The organism is Bacillus infantis (assembly GCF_020171945.1).
GTDB classification, from domain to species: domain Bacteria; phylum Bacillota; class Bacilli; order Bacillales; family Cytobacillaceae; genus Bacillus_AB; species Bacillus_AB infantis_A.
This window is the reverse complement of sequence record NZ_JAIVAP010000005.1, coordinates 129313-148573: the sequence shown is the minus strand read 5'-3', so window position 1 is coordinate 148573 and position 19261 is coordinate 129313. Positions and strand designations below refer to the sequence as shown.

The window sequence follows — 19261 nt, the reverse complement described above, 5'->3', positions numbered from 1 at the left end:
AAATTCAAAGCGCAGGGCTGAAATCCTGCGCTTTAATGATGCCTGCTTATCTTTTTCTTTCAAGGACCCCGAAGTGAAACCGGGAGGATTTCCGCCGGTAGACCTCAAAGCCGAAGGTGCTGAATCTCTCGCTTCGGAAATGGTCTTTCAGGACGACCCTCTTCCGCGAAACCCTTTTGGCTTCTTCTATCAGTTCTCCGGAGAGTCCATACACAGCAAACTTAGCCAGTTCCTTGATTCCGTCGGAGTCCACAAGTTTTTCCTCGAACATGGGGTCAAAGTAAACGATATCTGCGGACTGGTCCTGCCTGCCCTTCAAGTAGTCAAGGGAGAGAGCACTGATGACCTCGACCCTCTCCATCGCCTCATCCATTTGCGGAACTCCGGACTTCCAGGTTTTAAGCCCCTTCTCTGCAAGATAAGCAAGAAAGGGATTGCCTTCCACACCGGTCACTTTACCGGAAGGACCTGCTGCATAGCTTGCAATGATGCTGTCTGAAGCCAGGCCGAGCGTGCAGTCCGCCACAGTGTCCCCGGGCTCAATTTTTGCCGCTTCCAAAAAGGGATCAGGCTCGCCTCTCATCAGCCTTTTTATCCTGAATGCTGCAGAATTGGGATGAAAGAAATACGGTGAACTTTCACCATATGGAAATAATTCAAGTCTGTTTTTGCCATATACAATGCAATCATCCTGCCACTGCTCCTGCAGTGAAGAGACAGAGAGGCTCTTTCGGGGATGAAAAGGGACTCCCAGTTCAGCTGCCGCTTCTTTCGCCTCCTGAATCATGACAGGGCTTGTCCTGCCCGCTGTTGTTACAAACATCGTTTCTACCTTCCTGACTAAAATGATAATTGGCTATCAGTCCTCATGGACAGCAAATTGAGAAAATGCAAAAAATGCGAAAGGATGCCTTTTAAGGCATCCTTTCCTGTGTTGCTTCAGCAGTTTTCTTCAAATGCACCCAGAAGATTTTCCATGATGGTTTCCATCGGAAAGCCTTCAATATCATGGCGCGGGATAAAGTGTAAAACTTCCTTCCCTTTCATTAAAGCCATGCTTGGGGAAGAAGGTTCGATCCCCTCAAAATATTCGCGCATCTTTGCTGTCGCTTCTTTATCCTGCCCGGCAAATACAGTCACAAGGTTATCGGGCTTTTTTTCAGCGTGCATGACAGCCTGGGTCGCAGCAGGGCGTGCCAGTCCGGCCGCACATCCGCAGACAGAGTTGACAACAACGAGCGTTGTCCCTTCTGTATTCTCCATAAACTGTTCAACCTCTTCTTCTGTAGCCAGCTCATTGAAGCCTGCCCGTGTAAGTTCTGCACGCATCGGCTTTACCATCTGCCTCATATATTCTTCATATGCCATAGACATGTTTGTTTGCCTCCTTTAAACGTTTGCAATGATAGCATACTATAATGTCAGCTCGATTTGCAATCGGACGGCATTTTATACTTTAAGCGGCCTGGCTGCGGGCTCTTCCTCAAAATGGTCAGTGACAGCCCCCCTGGAGGCGGATGAAACAAGCCTTGTATATTTAGCAAGGGCTCCGCGTGCCAGAAGCGGAGGAGGATTCCAGGATTTCTTCCGCTCTTCCAGCTCAGCAGGAGAGACATCCACTTCAAGTGTCTGCTCGGTGCTGTCGATCGTAATTGTATCACCCGTCTGTATGAGTGCGATCGGCCCGCCAACCTGTGCTTCCGGAGCAATATGTCCTACCACAAGGCCGTGAGTCCCCCCAGAAAAGCGCCCGTCTGTCAGTAATGCTACGCTTTCTCCGAGCCCTTTTCCTACAAGTATTCCGGAAATGGAAAGCATTTCAGGCATGCCAGGCCCTCCTTTTGGCCCTTCATACCTGATAACCAGTACATCACCGGCCTGAATGTCACCCTTCAGGACAGCATCTGTAGCAGACTCCTCATCATCAAACACTTTGGCAGGCCCTGTGTGCCTGGTGACCTTCAGTCCTGATACCTTCGCTACAGCGCCTTCCGGGGCAAGATTGCCTTTCAGGACTACGAGCGGCCCGTTTTCCCTCAGAGGAGCGTTGAGCGGGTAGATGACCTTTTGGCCGGCTTTCAGGTCTTCTGCCTCTTCCAGATTTTCAGCGAGCGTCTTCCCTGTAACAGTCAGGCAATCTCCGTGAAGAAGCCCTTCCCTTAATAACATCTTCATTACTGCACTCACTCCACCGGCTTCATGCAGGTTCTGCATGACATATTTTCCGCTCGGCTTCAAATCGGCGATATGGGGAACGGTTTTCTGGAGGCGGTTGAAGTCCTCAAGTGACAGGTCCACTTCAGCAGAGTGGGCGATAGCCATCAAATGGAGGATGGCATTTGTCGATCCGCCCAAGGCCATCACGACAGTGATCGCATTCTCAAACGCTTTCTTCGTGAGAATATCCCTTGGCCTGATATCCTGCTCCAGAAGGCGGTAGACTGCCTTTCCTGCTTCATGGCAATCCTGGCGCTTTTCATCCGTTTCTGCCGGATTGGAGGAACTGCCCGGAAGGCTCATCCCCAGTGCCTCGATCGCGCTCGCCATCGTATTGGCTGTGTACATTCCTCCGCAGGAGCCTGCGCCAGGACATGCATGGCATTCAATCTCATTGAGTCCAGCTTTATCAATGGCCCCGCCATTAAACTGTCCTACCCCTTCAAATACAGACACAATATCGATATCCTGCCCCTGCAGCTTGCCAGGCTTGATTGTGCCCCCATACACAAACACGGCAGGCAGGTTCATCCTTGCAATGGCCATCAGGCAGCCGGGCATATTTTTGTCGCAGCCCCCAATGGCAACAAAGCCGTCCAGGCTTTCACCGCCAACGACCGTTTCAATAGAATCAGCAATCAGGTCACGGCTCGGAAGGGAGTACCTCATCCCTTCTGTCCCCATGGAAATTCCGTCAGATACAGTAATCGTATTGAATACAAGCGGAGCTCCCCCGGCTTCCCTTGCTCCATCCTTCGCCTTGAATGCAAGTTCATTGATATGTATATTGCACGGAGTGACTTCACTCCATGTGCTTGCAATGCCGATCATCGGCTTTTTGAAATCTTCATCTGTAAATCCCACTGCCCGCAGCATTGCACGGTTTGGAGCGCGTCTTTCATCCTCGCTGATTACATGGCTTTTTATTCTAAGATCTCTTCCCAATTACAAGCCCTCCTGAAAGATTTTCTTTTCAATATAGAGGACTTTTTCAGCAATTGCAATAATTTTCACAAAATTAAATGATTTTTTATTGCTAAAAAGCAAGTTAGCACTAAAGCAATACAGTACAACTCCGGCAAAAATGGAAGAAGGGTCCGGAACATTTCGTTCCGGACCCTTCTTTTCATTGATAAACGAATGCTAACAGGTCAGCTGCTTTGGTTCCTGGCTTCGGTCATTTGCTTCCACACAGAACCCTTGGCCTCTTCACCCTGTTCAATCCGTTCAATGGCCATCTTGATTTGCATGCTGACTTCAAATTCAGGATCTTCTTCAGCATCCTTTAAAGCCGGGAGCGCTTTTTCAGTACCTTCTTCATACAGGAACATGGCAGCGCGCCAGCGGACAAGCTTGCTCGTATCCTGGAGGGCATCCATCATCGCTTCCTCTGCTTCAGCAAAGCCAAGGTCTGATAAGCAGTCACCCGCCGTTCTCCTTACAGTTACACTTTTATCCTTCAAAGCTTTATATAGATATGGAAGAACACTTTTGTCTTCAATCATTCCGAGATAAACGGCTGCCAGCCTGCGGATCGAAGCCTTCTCGTCTTCAAGCGCCTTTTCGAGGACAGGATAATCCTCCACCCCCGGATCTTCCATCTGTTCCATCAGCTGATAGCGTATCCGCCAATCCTCGCTGTCAAGATCCTCTGGGACCAGCTTCCTTTTTGTCCTTGCAGGCCTGCTGTCTGCAGCTGCGCCATGCTTTCCTTGCTCGATAAGGCTCTTCAGCCTGCTTTCAGGATAGGCTGCCAGCAATTCTTCAAGAATATCCTGCCCGACCTGGTCCATATCCCCGTACCTGACACCGAACTCCTTCCACTTTCTGCTCATGACAACATTATCATCAGGCTGCTGCACACCCCGGACTGCCTGTACATAAGCTTCCGGCAGTCCAAAGCGCTTCTCTTCAGTTCCGTCAGTCAGTTTGATCTGCATCGGAATATCTTTGTACATCTGCACCTGGACTTTTACCTCGCCATAATGTTCATTCAGGGCTGCCTCACCGCCTGATTCTTCTGCTTCCTCGCCGAATGCCTTACGGACCTGGGGGAGAAGCTCTTTCCAGTCAAATTTTGCATTTCGTTCGACCGCGAGGAAATCTGCTACATGATATACCCCTTTGATTCCTTCTACCTGAAGGATATCTAAAACAACCTTTGGCGCTCCTTCTGTCTTGTCCTTTTTATAATTATTGCTCTTGCCCATAGGCAATTCTTCATCAAGGATGATTTTCATCGTATTCGGGCTTGGCGTAGGCTCAATCGATTTTATTTTCAATGATGGTTCCTCCTCATGAGTAGATAAATTTTGTTTCATCTTAACATACAGGGCCCGGCCATTGCCGGCCCTCTGCTTCTGCTGTACTTGCTCTCAGCCCTCTGCAAGCTCGGCCAGATAGCTCCATCTTTCAATAAGCTCTTCAAGCTGTTCATTTAAACTTGCTTCTTCCTCGAGAAGTTCATTTGCCTTCATGAAATCGCTGCCCGTTACTGCCATCTCACCTGCAATTTCTTCAAGGCGCTTTTCGGCAGCTGCAATTTTTCCATCGATGCTTTCCCACTCTCTCTGCTCATTGTAAGACATGCGCTTCTTCTTTGGCTTTGCCTCCTGCTTAGGCTTAGGTTCCTGCTTCACGCTCTTTGGCTTTGCCTGCTGAGGCTGGCTCTCAATATACTCTGTATAGTTCCCATAGTAAGAGCCGATTCTGCCCCCTCCTTCAAGGATGAGCAGCTGCTCTGCCACTTTATCAAGAAAATAGCGGTCATGGGAAACAGTTATGACCACCCCTGCAAAATCATCGAGATAGTCTTCAAGCACGGTCAGTGTCTGTGTATCCAGATCATTTGTCGGCTCATCCAGCAAAAGGACATTCGGCTCTGACAGAAGGATCTTTAGAAGATAAAGCCTTCTCTTTTCACCGCCGGAAAGCTTCCTGATCGGTGTTCCATGGGTGCTTGACGGGAAAAGGAAGCGCTCGAGCATCTGTGCTGCCGAAATCGTTTTCCCATCAGATGTATGCACGATCTCGGCTGTCTCCTTCAAATACTCGATCATTCTTTTGTTTTCGTCCATGTCTTCGCTTTCCTGCGTATAATAAGCTACCTTGACTGTCTGGCCGATGATGCGCTCACCTGAATCCAGGGGGATTTTGCCGGCTAGTACATTCAGAAGCGTGGATTTTCCTGTCCCGTTTCTCCCTATTATTCCGATTCTGTCGCCAGGCTTGACCAATAGGCTGAAATCATCAAGCACGACCGTACCGCCAAGCTCTTTTGAAGCATCTTTCAGCTCAAAAACCTGTTTTCCGAGCCTGCTTCCGGATAAAGCCATATCAAGCTTTTCCGATGCTTTGACAGAAGACAGGGTGTCTTCCAGCTGGTCAAAGCGCTGAATCCTGGCTTTTTGCTTGGTGCTTCTTGCTTTTGCACCTCTTCTGATCCATTCCAGTTCCCTGCGGAAAAGATTTTTCTGCTTTTCAATAGTAGCTGCCTCGTTTTCCTCCCTGACGGCCTTTGCTTCCAGGAATGCGGCATAATTGCCTTTATAGCTGTAAAGACTTCCACCATCCAATTCGAACATCCTGTTGGTTACCCGGTCGAGAAAATAACGGTCATGCGTGACCAGCAGGAGCGCGCCATTGAATCGGCTAAGATAATCCTCCAGCCACTTAACGGTTTCATAATCAAGATGGTTGGTCGGCTCATCAAGAATAAGAAGATCCGGAGACTGGATCAGCACCTGTGCAAGGGCAACCCTCTTCTTCTGCCCTCCGGAAAGCTCCCCGATCTTCCTGCTGTATTCCTCAATGCCGAGCTTGTTTAAGATCGCCTTCGCGCTGGCATCCGCTTCCCAGCCATCAAGCTCATCCATCCTTTTCTGAAGGGCAAAAAGCTTCTCCTGCAGTCCCGTGTCCTCAGGCGATTCTCCGAGTCCGGCCATAACCTGATCATATTCCCTCAGAAGGAGGAATATCGGGGCATCTCCTTCAAATACCTGCTCAAGCACTGTCAGTCCGGGATCCAGCTCAGGCTTCTGTTCAGAGTAAGACACCTTATAATCTTTTGGGCATACAATCTCCCCTGAATCCGGAACATCTACTCCAGCCACGATCTTAAGCAAAGAAGACTTTCCAGTTCCGTTAACGCCAATCAGCCCGACCCTTTCTTTTTCAGCTATCGTGAAGGAAACATCCCGGAAGAGCTGCTTTTCCCCGTAAGATTTTGATAAGTTTTCAATTGAAATCATTTTCATGCCTGACCATTCCATTCCCTGTAAAATTCATTTAAGTATAATAGCATAAATTCATGGCGCTTTTTTGCCATCTCTTTAGCTGTATCTGTATTCAGCAGATCGCTGAGCTTCAGCAGTTTTTCATAAAAATGATGGATTGTGGAGGATTTTCCATTCCTATATTCCTCCTGTGTCATTTCTTCCCTGGCTGAAAGCGCAGGGTCATAAAGGGGATGGCCTTTCATCCCTCCATAGGCAAATGACCGGGCAATCCCGATTGCGCCAATGGCATCAAGCCTGTCAGCATCCTGGACAATCATTGCCTCAGGAGATTCTGCCTTTTTGCCGGAGCCTCCTTTGAAGGAAACAGAGGCGATGACCTCTTCCAGCTGCTTTTTCAGCCCAGTTGCAATCCCTGCCTCTTCAAAAAAGCTGTGGAGCCTGTCCCATCCTTTTTCCTCATCGGCATTCAGCTTAGCATCGGGTATATCATGCAAAAGGGCTGCCATTTCAATGATGAAAGCATCTCCCCGTTTCTCCTGCCGCTGTATATATAACGCATTTTTCCTGACTCTATCTATATGATGCCAGTCATGCCCTGAAGCATCCCGGCCAAGCTCAGCACGGACATACCGCTCTGCCTGCGATATTATTTTTTCCATTAAAACGCACCTCTTTCCTGCTGATGCTTATTTTATCATGAAAAGGAGGAGGATGTTTCTTCTCAGCTATATCTGTCTTTTTCTGAGCAAAACAACAAAAGAAAAAACCTTGCTGCTATGCAAGGCTTTCCAAATACTGAATTATTTCAGCCCATTAAACCAGCTGAATCCAATGGTATTTTCGCCGGCATGAACCCCGATGGTGGCCCCGAGAGGGAAAGCGCTGAATTCGATTTCCTGAAAGCTGGCCTTTAGATCAGCCATCCACTCCTTTGCCTCTGCGTCATATAGTCCATACAGAATGAAAACCTCCTTGAAGCCATGCTGTTCATAGGCTTCCTTCAGCATGGCCTTCATCCGTTCTTTGGCCTTCCTGATGCTCCTTGCCTTTTCTTTTATGCTGAGTGCCCCGCCGCTTATGGCTATGATCGGCTTAATGCTCAATAGGCTGCCAAAATAGAATTGAAGCCCTGACATTCTGCCGCTGCGGTGAAGCTGTTCGAGGCTCCCGACAAGGACTAATGTCTCCGATGTGGATCCGATTTCCTCGATCCTGCGGGCTGCTTCGCTGCTTCCGGTCCCTGATTCTATCAAAAGCATCCCTTCCTTTATCAGCCTCGTCAAAGGATAGGACAGGATACCCGAATCGACTGTATAGACAGGTATATTCACAAGCTGCGCTGCCTGCTGGCTGGATGAAACAGTCCCGCTGAGCTTCGCCGATACAAGGACAGCCACGATAGAATCATAGCTTCCTTCCAGCTTTTCAAAAAGAGCCTGAAAGGAGCCAACAGAAGGCTGTGAGGTCTTTGGAGGAGAAGAAAGTGTCTTCAGCCGCCTGAACAGGTCTTCAGCGCTTATGGTCCTCCCCTCTATATATTCCTGCCCATCCAGGATGATTGTCATCGGTACAACATAGACATCAGGGTGCGCCGCTAATTCTTCATCCAGGCATGCTGTGCTGTCGGTAACCCATGCCACTTTTCCCATTAGGTTTCCTCCTTACGGTGATTATGTATCTCTATTTTTTTAATAAACGGCTATCCAAGGAAAAAGGATAGCCGCACGCTGTTATTCCTCCGGCAGAAAAGCCGCGATTTTTGGAAACAGTCTCAAAGCATTTTGGTAAAATACCTTTTCATGATGCTCTTCAGGGATCAGGTCCTTGATAAACTCAATATATGGAGCTATAGGGATCAAGGGCCAGTCGGTCCCAAAGATCAATTTATCATATGAATCTGCGAACTCTATCGCGTGGCGAAGGTGGTCAAGGAAACGCCCTCCGCTCCTTTTCTTCAGGTCTTCTTCTGTCCCGACTATGAGCCCCGAAAGGTCTGCAAAAACATTCGGGTTTTTATAGATGATTTCAGCTCCCGTCAGGGTCCAGGGATCACCGAAGTGTGCCATCATGAAATTGACGTTCCGGTGACTGACAGCCACTTCATCGATGGCAAGAGGGTGTGAGTACTTCAGCAGCCCTCTTTCTGAATAAGTGTCGCCAGTATGGAAGACAACCGGCACACTGTATTTTTCAGCAAGCTTATAGACTGGTTCATACACTTCGTCGTAAGCGTAAAAAGGATAATAGCCAAGGTAGATTTTAAATCCGACAGTCCCGGGGCGCTGAATCACCTCTTCCAGCCTTTCAAGCGCCTCAGAATCCATATTGAATGGATTTATGCCGGCGCAGGCCACTATTGTATCAGGCTGGGATGCAGCCAAATCCAGCATCATCGGCGTTTTTGCATCATGATCCGGGAAACCCATCCCGGCTGTTTCCGCAAGGCCCATGCCGATCCCGAGCACGACACCGGCATCCCGGTACTCCGCCTCAATCCCTTTATAGGAATAATCAACAAACGAAAGGTCCCTTGCTGTTTCGTGAAAAGATTTAATTTGTGAAAAATGCATATGTGCGTCTATTATTTTCATTCTGTCTCCTCATTGCTGAAACTGATTTTCTGCAGCCTGTCAAGCAGCTTCCCGGATAACTCCCTGCTGTCAAACAGCATGAATACCGGTTTCGTCCGGCTATCCCGCACTCTGGCGCTGAATGGCTGCCTTGATATAAGCTGGCATGCCTCTTTATTCATATATGCCTCATTATGGTCAGCCATGCTGTTTGTCACCATATACAGCTTTTCTTCGGCATGTGTGCTGCAGATGGATGAGCCATTCCCCAAAAAGAGAACATTCTCGTCCTTTCCTGCTGTATAAATGCCATTCTCCTCAATTCCGTCCGGCCTGATAGAAAGATCTTGAAGTTTTCCGCCGTTCAGGAATGCATCTGTGACAGCATACTCACCAGCAAGGAGCTTGCCGCCCGCATCCTTTATCCGGAGAAAAGATGCGATCAAGGGTACACCTGGGAGCATGAGATAATATTGTGAAAATACGAGCCCCTGCCATACAGGATGCTCCCCAAGCCTGGTTGTGATTTTGAGCCCCTGCCACGAATTTCCTGAACTATCCATAACAGCGGCTGCCTCCGCCTCTGTCTGCCCCTTCAGGATAGAGAAAACGTTCAGCTTTGAAGGAATTGTTTTCATTCCTCCGCCCCAGGGATTCCACCAGCCTTTTGCCTGCAGTGAAGGGAAGGAGTGGTCCAGCCATTTTCTCCCGTTCACAGAGATGGAGAACAGACCAGGGTAGAACCCTGGAGCCGATTTGATTTCCACTGGACCGTTCACTGCTTTTGCCACTTTTAATCCAGCTTCCTCTTCCCATGAAATTTGCACCTCTCCACCAGGCAGCAGGACGATTTCATCGATTTTTTCGCAGCTGCTGGCTTCCTCAAGAACTGCAGATACTATAGAAATTCCTGCCTTTTCGCCCAGTGTAACACTGGTTTTATAATCTTTTCCGCCTTCAAGCATAATCTCTTCAGATGCCTTGACACTGCCATCAACTGAAATGGAGAGCTTCCCTTCGAATGGCTGGAGCCTGCGATTGGTTAAAGTCAGGTCTGCCGCATATTTTTCATCATCGCAGAATACAGACGTGATATTCATCTCCTTCTCAGGAGCTGTGCTTTTTTTATCAGCTGAAGGGGAGTGTGACGCAAATGCTGCGAATTCCTCCCAGGACTGGAAGGCCCCAATTGATAGATAAAGAGGATCGAGGACCGCCTTTTCTTTCGCCTGAATCTCACCTGTTTGGAATTCGACCGAAAGCTGCCAATTATCCGGAACCGCCCTGGCGCTTTCCGGCCATGCAAGCCCGATTGGTTCTCCTCCTTGTCCTGCGAAATACCAGTTTCCTGACAGGGAGCTAAAGTTGACATCTCCATACAGAAGCTCCTTCATATCTGAAAACGCAACTGCTTCTCCATCGAGCGGAAACACCATCTCCCTGCCTTCATGGTACATAGACTGAGAGATATACAGCTGTTCAACCGGCTCTTCCCTGCCATTCTCACATTCCATCCACCTCTTTACAAGTCCTTCGGCATAAAGGGATGTAAAGATAGCAAGCTTGATACCGGGCATATTTTCCGAAAGAAATTCCAGCTTATGGGTTACTGCTGCCCCATCTTTATACCACTCTGCAGAAACAGGCTTCTTTTTGGTGAATTCCGCGGTGTAGGGTTTTCCAAGTTTCGGCTGGAAGAATGCAAATGGCTGATCCATTTTCTCGCTTCGGCCACCTTTCACAGTATAGTCCCGCTTTCTGATATTCACCTGGCTGTTGCCATTAAAGATATGCCAGTATTCCTCTGTCTCGCCGCCAAATTGGCTGCCAAAACCCTTCAGTGCCAGGCCGGCTTTCTTTTCGAATTGGAATCGGCCTCCTCTTGAGCCAGTTAGAGCTACCTGCAGGAGGTGTTCGGAAAAACCATGCTTCTTTACCGCACCGGGAAGGAAGAAGCTTTTCCGTTCTTTCGGTTTTAAATTCAGCACAATTTCTTTCTGTTCAGGAATGAGCTTCTCTGTTTCCGGAAACTGGATTTCCACTTTTGCCTCTTCCGCAAGGTTATTTTTAACCTCGACAGCAACTTCTGCCTGTTTGCCCTGGTAGCTTAGATGTCCAAGAAGCGAGGCAGTGACATCAGCCGGCTTTTTAGGAAGGATTCCCAGCCTTAGTGAACAGTTCAGGCCATTTATAGACAAATCCACAACTGCAGATGGGTGTGTCTTCCAGGAGTCAGGCGCTTCCCCTTCGCTGATGTCCACTACTCCTGTGATGACCTCTTCACCAGAGACCATAGCAGATGCTGTTAAGCTGCATTTCACCCGCCCGCTGTCCTTCCCGGCTGCTTCAACCGCAAGCGGATTTCCGGATTTATTGACTATCTTTAAGGAAATTGATTCCTTCCGCCCCTCAATCAGCTGGTGCTCGTTCAATACCAGCTCAGCCAGGAACTCATCTGTTTCAATCAGGCGCATACCCCTGCCTGAACGTTCAAATTGAACTCTTGCATGAGTTCCCTCATGTTCCCACTCATAATCATAATAAGTGAAGCCAAATTCGTTTTTACCATCAGGTTTCACTTCAATTTTCCTGGTGCTTGAGCTGTACCAGTCCAGCTTTTCAAAAACCGGCTTCAAAAGCGGTGTATTCAGGACAGCGGGAATGAAGTTCATCAAGTGAGTGGAGTCGTCCCTGTCTTCCCAAAAGAAGCCGCATTTTTTATACAATGGAACGGCTTTTGTGTTGCCAGGCCAGGTATACAGGTCCAGACGCGGCCATCCGAGCTCCACTGTCTTTTCAAGTGCCTCAAGAACAAGGAGCTTGCCGATTTTTCTGCCATGATAATCCGGCCGTACATTCAGGAGAGGAATATAAAGCGCACCTTCATCTTCCTTATATTCAGAAAGGCCGCAATAGCCCACGACCTCTTCCCCATCCAGGGCGATATACAGCTCGATATTATCCGAGTTTTCCTCTTTCGTCTTCACTTGCTCCCCTGTCATCACCCGGTTGTCGCCGCCCCAGCTTTCCCGGCTCATATTCCACATCTTCGCAATAGCATCCGCCAATCCCGGCTGGTAGCGGACCACCTGTATCTTATTGATCACCTTTTCCATGTCTCTTCCTCCCCGATTCTTAACTACGTGCCTTCCATCTTATCGCTCAATTGAATTTGTATTTTTCCTGCTTTGTCCATCTTCTTTTTCCTCCTTCAATCGGGGCAGTTATTTGCCTTGTTCTCCATAGGTGGAACATTTTGGCACGCCCATTCTTATCGTATTAGGTAAAAGAACCAAAGTAAAGATAATTCTAAATTTTTAAAACAGAAAAACACAAGACAAAAAGGCCCTGCCTCAGCAGAGCCTTCCGCACGTCCAGTTTCAGACTGGAAGCATTTATCTTGCCAATTCTTCCTCAATATCGCCGAGGATTTCTTTTGGATTTGTATTGGGAGAATACCGCTTGACTACTTCTCCTTTTTTACTCACAAGGAATTTGGTGAAATTCCATTTTACAGCCTTCATGCCAAGCATGCCAGGCGCTTCTTCTGTTAAATATTGAAAAATGGGGTCGGCATTTTTCCCGTTCACATCCACCTTCGCGAACATCGGGAATGACACCCCATAGTTCAGCTGGCAAAACTGCTGGATTTCCTCGTTGCTGCCAGGATCCTGATTCATGAATTGATTGCAGGGAAAACCGAGGATTTCAAGGCCTTCCCTATGCAGATTTTCATAGATTTCCTGAAGTTCCTTGAACTGTGGTGTAAAGCCGCATTTGCTGGCTGTATTGACTATGAGGAGCACGTCTCCCTCATACTCCCTCAGCGGAACATTCGAGCCATCTGCTTTCATCGCATTAAATTGATATATAGACATCATCGCACCTCCTGCTCTTATCGTAATCACGATCTGCCTATAATGCCAGTTTAAACACTTGTTTAAGAGAGCACATCCTCAAGCTTCCTCAGGCATTCGGCCATATGATTGGACAGAAGCGCAAGATCATCAATCTGATCTTCATAAATGAGTCTGCCAAAAGTGATTTCCGTTATATTCTGCACAATGTCCGGCTTGCTTAAGGGATCATAGGAAACCGTTTGGGTGATTGTTCTATTTTCTCCCCAAATGGCCTTCATCAGCTTGCCGATCCCGGCTGTCTGTTCCGGCTCATTTCTTTGGCTGAAGGAAAATCGGATAGTGATCCTGCAGCCTGAGAGCTTTTCAGAAAGGAGGGCGGGATGCAGCTCTGCCGCAAGATTTTCGAGCGCCGCTTCCATGATAAAGGTGCATGAAGCTTTGACAGACTCCCTGTCCTGAAAAGTGATTTCAAATTTTCTTGAAAGCTTGGCAATATTGACCAGCTCGTTGCGGTCTATAATGCTGATTTCACCGGCAAGGTCCCTATCATACAGAAGGCCTTCCAGGACGATCTTCATATTTTCATACGCAGTAGGGTCAAACAAGCAGAACACCCCTTTTAAAATAGGCCAACGGCATTTCCGTTCTCATCCACATCCATTTTCAAAGCAGCTGGAGCTTTCGGAAGTCCCGGCATTGTCATGACATCTCCTGTAAGGGCTACGATGAAACCTGCACCGATGGACGGCTTCAGCTCGCGGACCGTTACTGTGAATCCTTCAGGCCTTCCCAGCTTTGCCGGATCATCTGACAGAGAATACTGGGTTTTCGCCATGCATACCGGAAGACGCCCCCACCCAAAGCTCTCAAAATCAGCAAGCTGCTTTTTAGCTTTGCCTGCAAATTCTACGTCAGCTCCCCCGTATACTTTCTGGACGATTGTCCTGATTTTCTCTTCAAGCGGATCTGACAGGCTGTATAACGGAGCAAAGCTGCTTTCTTTTTTGTCAATAAGCTTTAAAACAGTTTCCGCCAATGCCAGTCCGCCTTCTCCGCCTTTTTCCCATACCTCTGTAAGGGCAGCAGGGAAGCCTTCTTTCTCACAGAGTCCAAGCAGTGTGTTCACTTCCAGATCTGTATCGGTTACGAATTTATTGATGGCCACAGTAAATGGAAGGCCAAAGCTCTTAATCGTTTCAGCATGCTTCTTCAGGTTGGCGAATCCTTCTTCCAATGCAGCGGCATTTTCCTCTGCAAGATCTGTCTTTTTTACTCCGCCATGCATCTTTAGCGCCCTGATTGTGGCTACAATCACCACAGCTTCAGGCTGAATGTCCGCGTTTCTTGTTTTTATATGAAGGAATTTTTCCGCGCCAAGATCTGCACCGAACCCAGCCTCTGTAACCACATAATCGGCCAGCTTTGAGGCAGCTGTTGTGGCGGCCGCGCTGTTGCATCCGTGGGCGATATTGGCGAAAGGCCCTCCATGCACCAAAGCTGGTGTATGTTCGATCGTCTGGACCAGATTCGGCTTGATGGCATCCTTTAAAAGCAGGGCAAGTGCGCCTTCTGCACCTAAATCCCCAGCTGTTACAGGTTCCTTTTGATCATTATAGGCGATGACCATTCTGGAAAGCCTTAACTTCAAATCTGCCAGATCGGATGCCAGGCATAAAACGGCCATGATTTCCGAAGCCACCGTAATATCAAATCCGTCTTCCCTTGGCACTCCCTGCATTGGGCCGCCAAGGCCGACGATCACCTTTCTAAGGGCCCGGTCATTCAAATCGACTGCCCGCTTCCAGACAATCCTCCGCTGGTCGATACCCAGTTCATTACCCTGCTGGAGATGGTTGTCAATCAAGGCAGAGAGCGCATTATTTGCTGAAGTAATGGCATGGAGGTCGCCTGTGAAATGAAGATTGATATCCTCCATAGGCAGTACCTGTGCATATCCGCCGCCAGTGGCGCCCCCTTTGATGCCCATCGTCGGGCCAAGTGAAGGTTCCCTCATCGCAATCACTGTTTTCTTCCCAAGTCTTGTCAGGGCATCACCAAGGCCGACAGTCACTGTAGACTTCCCTTCCCCTGCAGGAGTTGGATTGATGGCTGTAACAAGTATGACTTTTCCAGACTCTTTTGTCTGCAGCCTTTTCATTGCCTCATATGAGAGCTTGGCCTTGTTCTTCCCGTAAAACTCCAAATCATCTTCTTCCAGTCCGATGCCGGCTGCAATTTCTTTGATCGGTTTCAGTTCTGATTCCTGAGCGATTTCGATATCTGACTTTACCTTTGGTTTCACGTTCATTCTTGTCCCCCCGAAATATGCAAAGTTTCCTTCTATATTGTACCACCGCGTCCAATAATAAGTGATAGAATTTTAAATAATGAAACTTTTGCCCGGCATTGCCTGATCATGACGTTTGCTTTTATAATTAGATAATTGAATATTTCAAAAAGGAGGAAGGCCCGTGCCCATTTGTATCCCGCCTCTGCTGCCTGCCCGTGAGATCCTGGAGAAAGAAAACATCTTTATCATGGATGACAGCCGGGCAAGGCAGCAGGACATCCGTCCGCTTAATATCATCATCTTGAATCTCATGCCTGAAAAAGAAAAAACAGAAGCACAGCTTTTGAGGCTTCTCGGCAACACACCGCTGCAGGTGAATATTTCATTCCTCAAGACTGCTACCCATGAGTCAAAAAATACGAGCGAATTGCATCTTGAGCAGTTTTATACAACGTTCCCGGAAATCAGACATCAAAAATTCGATGGAATGATCATAACCGGGGCGCCGATTGAATTGCTGGATTTCGAGGAAGTCAACTATTGGGAAGAGCTGACCGGGATCATGGATTGGGCGAAAGAGAACGTGACCTCCAGCATGCATATCTGCTGGGGTGCGCAGGCTGCGCTTTATCATTATTACGGAATCGGCAAGGAGATTCTCCCCCAAAAATGCTCAGGCGTATACTCTCATACAGTAAACGATCCTTCAGTCAAGCTTTTGAGAGGATTTGATGATCAGTTCCTTGCTCCCCATTCAAGGAATACAGACGTCTCTGTTGCAAAAATCAACGAGCATCCGTCCCTGAAGCTTCTGTCGGTTTCAGAAGAAGCCGGTGCATTCATCATCAGCTCAGAAGACGGCAGAAGGATCATGGTCACCGGCCATCTGGAGTATGAATCAAGAACACTGGCTGATGAATATGAGAGGGACAAAGCAAGGGGGCTGCTGCCAGACCTTCCACTGCACTATTTTCCGGAAGACAACCCTATGCTGCCCCCAAAGAACAGATGGAGATCCCACGCGCACCTGCTTTTTTCGAACTGGCTGAACTATTATGTATACCAGGAAACACCATATGAGTGGTAACGTCCTGCTTGCTGTAAGAATGACAAAATGGCTGCACTCTTAGAGGCAGCCATTTTCATTTATTTTGTTCTATCAGCTTTGCTGGCTATAGTAGACTTCCTCGAACGGCTGCACTACAACAAACCCATTGCCCGAGAATTTCATCTGTATCGATTCCCCGCTTCCTCTCCCAAGGAAGGTTTTAAAGGATATATCAGTCACAAATTCCGGCTGAAGGCTGCCTGACCAGGCTACAGTAGCATTTGGATCTGTGTACACTGGATTATCCGGCGTTACAAGCAGTGTCAGCGGCTCATAATGGGAGGTGATTGCGACCATGCCGCGCCCTTCCAGGCGGACATTGAAAAGCCCGCCTGCCATCATGCCGGCAATCCTTTTCATCAGCTTGATGTCCCAGCTGATGCCGGGTTCGAATGCCAGCAAGTCATTTCCGTTTACAAAAATCGCTTCACCGCCAAGGTTGAGGATTGATATCTTTTTCCCCTGGTCTGCCAGATAGAGTTTGCCACTTCCTGTAGCTTTCATCAGCGACGTCCCTTCACCTGTCAGCGCCTTTTTAAACATTTTCCCGAGACCATGCTCCAGGATCCCTTCTCTTTCAAACTTAATGTTTCCCCTGTAGGAAACCATCGCACCGGTTTTTGCCCAAATCTGATTTGTCAGGTTGATTTCAAGCATCCTCGGGGTTTCAAGCTCAAACAGGCCTTCCCCTTTGTCCTGCTGCTTTGTCTGGCTGACGAATTCTTCGATTGAATATCTGCTCATCCTATTACTCTCCTCTTATTTATTATTTTTGATCATGAATACCCACATAAAAGATAATGCCTGCTGCAGTTCTTCTGTTAAGGAGCCTTTGTGAATCTGTTCTGCACTCCTTTTATAAACACCGAACCCGGCTGTCCTGCTCCATCCATTTTCAGCAGCAAGCCTTGCAAATTCCCATGGCATCATTGTGTTGCAGACAGCTTTCTTGCCGTAAAGCCTTTCATAGCTGTTTTCCCGGGGCTTCGCAGTAGGGCCTAAAATGCCGACGCAACCATAACCTCCCGGCCTGACCACCCTCTGCATTTCCCGGAGTACTGCAAAGGGGCTTTCTGTCCATTCAAGCGAATTAATGGCCAGCACTGCATCAAAAGCATCGTCAGGAACATCCAAAGACGCAATATCGGTTTTGATAAAACTTGCATCATTTCCTTCATTAACCTTGATGGCTTTATGTATCATTTCCTCTGAAACATCTGCACCTGTTACTTTATAGCCGGCACTGGCAAGCTTCAGTGTGCCAAAGCCATCGCCGCAGCCAAGGTCGCATACCGAAGAACCCGCAGGGACATGCCCGCTGAAAAAGCCTGCAATGTCTTTCCGGCTGCCTGATTCCCACATTTCCCTGCTCTGCCGGCTCCAGGAGCCGGATTTCTCATCCCAAAGCCTTTCAGCTTCAGAGGCCCAATTAAATTCCATCTGATGATCCCTCACTTTAATTACGTATATATTCAAAAAAGGTTTCATTCTTGTATTTCTATAAGGGCGGCTGGTAATCCTTTGTACTAAGGAAATTAAAGGAGGGGCTTTACATGCAGCCGGAAAAATTAATAGCTGTCCAAAGAAACCATCTGGGAGAGATTATGTCTTTCCAGACATCAGGCGGGCGAATCATATCGTTCAGAAAAGCATTGATGGAGGCAGAAGAAGGGCTCATCGAGCTTGCAGAGGCGGAACACAGCCTGATGGAAAACGATGTTAACACGGTGAATTTGTTAGAGGATTTTCCGAGCTTTAGCTAGTAAAACAAATGACATAGGGATGTGAGTGCATGAAGCAAAAACAAACGATTGTAGAAGTATCACTCCTCCTGACTATGTTTGTGGAGAGAATATGTGGTAATAGAGATTTGATGGAAGTTTAATTCTAAAGCCCTGTTGATTGGAGTGGAAGGCACGAAGACTCCTGCGGGATTGCAGCGGCAGAGCTGAGACCCCGCAGGAGGTACGACGAGGAGGCTCAGCGCCGCCCCGCGGAAAGCGAAGTGCCTGGAACGGAAATCAACAGACTCCATTTATAAGCAAATAATTCTCAAATCTACTTACATTTTGTCTCATGTTAAGAGCGGATGCCAATATTTTAAAATCAGGTGTAAGATTTAACCACAGCCAAGATCTAAATGCTGACCAGGTTTGTAGAGAGAATATATTGTAATAAAAATTGATGGAAATTAAATTCTAAAGCACGTTGATTGGAGTGGAAGGCACGAAGACTCCTGCGGGATTGCAGCGGAAATGTTGAGACCCCACAGCGCGGAGCGCGAGGAGGCTCAACTTCGCCCCGCGGAAAGCGAAGTGCCTGGAACGCAAATCAACAGACTCCATTTATAAGCAAAACCTTAAAGACAAAAAAGCGGCAAGGTATACTCTCATACCTTGCCGTTTTTTCGTCTTTATCCTTCAGTCTGCTCATTTTTCCTGGCTATTTCGCGGAGAGAATCCACTCGCCCCTGATCTTCTTCAAAGAACTGGACAAGGTCACCCACCCGGTCAATGGCATCCCAGCTTAAATGATGCTCTATACCTTCTACATCTTCATAAATATTCTCTTCTTTCACGCCGATGATCCTTAACAGCTGTTCCAGAAGTTCATGGCGGTATACAAGCCTTTTGCCGATCTTTTTGCCTTTTGGAGTCAAGATCAGCCCTCTGTATTTTTCATAAACAAGATATTCATCTTTATCCAGCTTCTGCACCATCTTAGTAACTGAAGATGGATGGACGGACAAAGCTTCGGCGATATCGGATACACGTGCATAACCTTTATCTTCTATCAGTATGTATATTTGTTCTATATAATCTTCCATGCTTGGAGTAGGCATCCGATAACCTCCTAAGTATTAAAACCAGCTTTTTGCCGGACAGAAATCTGCACTCGGTTTCAGCTTCATTGCTATCTTTCTGTTAAAAAATTATCCACCGGCCTATGCTTTCCTGCAAACAGAAAGGTCCATATTG

At 47.8% G+C, this 19261-nt stretch carries 17 protein-coding genes; 2 read left to right on the top strand and 15 right to left on the bottom strand.

All coding sequences use genetic code 11. The features are described from left to right. Positions 1–46: 46 nt before the first annotated feature. The 12 genes from LCM00_RS10420 to LCM00_RS10365 form a co-directional block, all read right to left on the bottom strand. Complete coding sequence (locus tag LCM00_RS10420) at positions 47–823, bottom strand: class I SAM-dependent methyltransferase (protein WP_224901214.1); 777 nt, start codon at positions 821–823, stop codon at positions 47–49. Between the two features lie 116 nt (positions 824–939). Then, entirely contained in the window at positions 940–1374 is a 435-nt protein-coding gene (locus LCM00_RS10415; protein ID WP_224901211.1) for a BrxA/BrxB family bacilliredoxin, read from the bottom strand. Between the two features lie 75 nt (positions 1375–1449). Further along, positions 1450–3162 (bottom strand): dihydroxy-acid dehydratase, encoded by a 1713-nt coding sequence (gene ilvD, locus LCM00_RS10410; RefSeq protein WP_224901207.1) that lies wholly within the window; start codon positions 3160–3162, stop codon positions 1450–1452. Positions 3163–3368: 206 nt separating this feature from the next. Then, positions 3369–4499: a conserved virulence factor C family protein gene (locus LCM00_RS10405; RefSeq protein ID WP_224901204.1), complete on the bottom strand. Its 1131-nt coding sequence runs from the start codon at positions 4497–4499 to the stop codon at positions 3369–3371. A gap of 93 nt (positions 4500–4592) precedes the next feature. After that, positions 4593–6473, bottom strand: coding sequence for an ABC-F family ATP-binding cassette domain-containing protein (locus LCM00_RS10400; protein ID WP_224901201.1), 1881 nt, complete (start codon positions 6471–6473; stop codon positions 4593–4595). After that, positions 6470–7114 (bottom strand): HD domain-containing protein, encoded by a 645-nt coding sequence (locus LCM00_RS10395; RefSeq protein WP_224901198.1) that lies wholly within the window; start codon positions 7112–7114, stop codon positions 6470–6472. Before LCM00_RS10395 ends, LCM00_RS10400 begins: the two co-directional genes overlap by 4 nt. 141 nt (positions 7115–7255) lie before the next feature. After that, positions 7256–8104, bottom strand: a complete 849-nt coding sequence (locus tag LCM00_RS10390) for a DegV family protein (RefSeq protein WP_224901195.1) — start codon at positions 8102–8104, stop codon at positions 7256–7258. An 81-nt stretch (positions 8105–8185) separates the two neighbouring features. Further along, complete coding sequence (locus LCM00_RS10385; protein ID WP_224901193.1) at positions 8186–9046, bottom strand: amidohydrolase family protein; 861 nt, start codon at positions 9044–9046, stop codon at positions 8186–8188. Then, positions 9043–12141 (bottom strand): GNAT family N-acetyltransferase, encoded by a 3099-nt coding sequence (locus tag LCM00_RS10380; RefSeq protein ID WP_224901189.1) that lies wholly within the window; start codon positions 12139–12141, stop codon positions 9043–9045. The genes LCM00_RS10385 and LCM00_RS10380 overlap by 4 nt, the downstream gene beginning before the upstream one ends. A 279-nt stretch (positions 12142–12420) precedes the next feature. After that, on the bottom strand, positions 12421–12903 hold the full coding sequence (locus LCM00_RS10375; protein WP_224901186.1) for a glutathione peroxidase: 483 nt from the start codon (positions 12901–12903) through the stop codon (positions 12421–12423). Between the two features lie 62 nt (positions 12904–12965). Continuing rightward, the gene (locus tag LCM00_RS10370) at positions 12966–13490 is read right to left on the bottom strand and encodes a hypothetical protein (RefSeq protein WP_224901183.1); all 525 of its coding nucleotides are present in this window, start codon (positions 13488–13490) and stop codon (positions 12966–12968) included. 14 nt (positions 13491–13504) lie between these two features. Continuing rightward, a complete protein-coding gene (locus LCM00_RS10365; protein ID WP_224901180.1) occupies positions 13505–15193 on the bottom strand; it encodes a formate--tetrahydrofolate ligase in 1689 nt (562 codons plus the stop codon). A 163-nt stretch (positions 15194–15356) separates the two neighbouring features. Between LCM00_RS10365 and metA the strand changes: the two genes are divergently transcribed. After that, on the top strand, positions 15357–16262 hold the full coding sequence (gene metA, locus LCM00_RS10360) for a homoserine O-acetyltransferase MetA (protein ID WP_224901178.1): 906 nt from the start codon (positions 15357–15359) through the stop codon (positions 16260–16262). 72 nt (positions 16263–16334) lie between these two features. Here the strand turns inward: metA and LCM00_RS10355 are convergent, their stop codons facing one another. Next, a complete protein-coding gene (locus LCM00_RS10355; RefSeq protein WP_224901175.1) occupies positions 16335–17027 on the bottom strand; it encodes an AIM24 family protein in 693 nt (230 codons plus the stop codon). 15 nt (positions 17028–17042) lie between these two features. Continuing rightward, positions 17043–17723, bottom strand: coding sequence for a class I SAM-dependent methyltransferase (locus LCM00_RS10350; RefSeq protein ID WP_224901172.1), 681 nt, complete (start codon positions 17721–17723; stop codon positions 17043–17045). A 113-nt stretch (positions 17724–17836) separates the two neighbouring features. Between LCM00_RS10350 and LCM00_RS10345 the strand changes: the two genes are divergently transcribed. Beyond that, positions 17837–18046 carry a DUF3892 domain-containing protein gene (locus LCM00_RS10345; protein WP_224901170.1) on the top strand — a complete coding sequence of 70 codons (210 nt, stop codon included), beginning with the start codon at positions 17837–17839 and terminating at the stop codon, positions 18044–18046. A 650-nt stretch (positions 18047–18696) separates the two neighbouring features. On the opposite strand, the gene mntR is transcribed toward LCM00_RS10345, so the two are convergent. Continuing rightward, positions 18697–19125 (bottom strand): transcriptional regulator MntR, encoded by a 429-nt coding sequence (mntR, locus tag LCM00_RS10340; protein WP_009791612.1) that lies wholly within the window; start codon positions 19123–19125, stop codon positions 18697–18699. Between the last annotated feature and the right edge of the window lie 136 nt (positions 19126–19261).

Coding starts and splice junctions, on each gene's coding strand:
- LCM00_RS10420 (WP_224901214.1), bottom strand. CDS start 823: ATGTTTGTAACAACAGCGGGCAGGACAAGCCCTGTCATGATTCAGGAG.
- LCM00_RS10415 (WP_224901211.1), bottom strand. CDS start 1,374: ATGTCTATGGCATATGAAGAATATATGAGGCAGATGGTAAAGCCGATG.
- LCM00_RS10400 (WP_224901201.1), bottom strand. CDS start 6,473: ATGAAAATGATTTCAATTGAAAACTTATCAAAATCTTACGGGGAAAAG.
- LCM00_RS10395 (WP_224901198.1), bottom strand. CDS start 7,114: ATGGAAAAAATAATATCGCAGGCAGAGCGGTATGTCCGTGCTGAGCTT.
- LCM00_RS10390 (WP_224901195.1), bottom strand. CDS start 8,104: ATGGGAAAAGTGGCATGGGTTACCGACAGCACAGCATGCCTGGATGAA.
- LCM00_RS10385 (WP_224901193.1), bottom strand. CDS start 9,046: ATGAAAATAATAGACGCACATATGCATTTTTCACAAATTAAATCTTTT.
- LCM00_RS10380 (WP_224901189.1), bottom strand. CDS start 12,141: ATGGAAAAGGTGATCAATAAGATACAGGTGGTCCGCTACCAGCCGGGA.
- LCM00_RS10375 (WP_224901186.1), bottom strand. CDS start 12,903: ATGTCTATATATCAATTTAATGCGATGAAAGCAGATGGCTCGAATGTT.
- LCM00_RS10365 (WP_224901180.1), bottom strand. CDS start 15,193: ATGAACGTGAAACCAAAGGTAAAGTCAGATATCGAAATCGCTCAGGAA.
- LCM00_RS10355 (WP_224901175.1), bottom strand. CDS start 17,027: ATGAGCAGATATTCAATCGAAGAATTCGTCAGCCAGACAAAGCAGCAG.
- LCM00_RS10350 (WP_224901172.1), bottom strand. CDS start 17,723: ATGGAATTTAATTGGGCCTCTGAAGCTGAAAGGCTTTGGGATGAGAAA.
- LCM00_RS10345 (WP_224901170.1), top strand. CDS start 17,837: ATGCAGCCGGAAAAATTAATAGCTGTCCAAAGAAACCATCTGGGAGAG.
- mntR (WP_009791612.1), bottom strand. CDS start 19,125: ATGCCTACTCCAAGCATGGAAGATTATATAGAACAAATATACATACTG.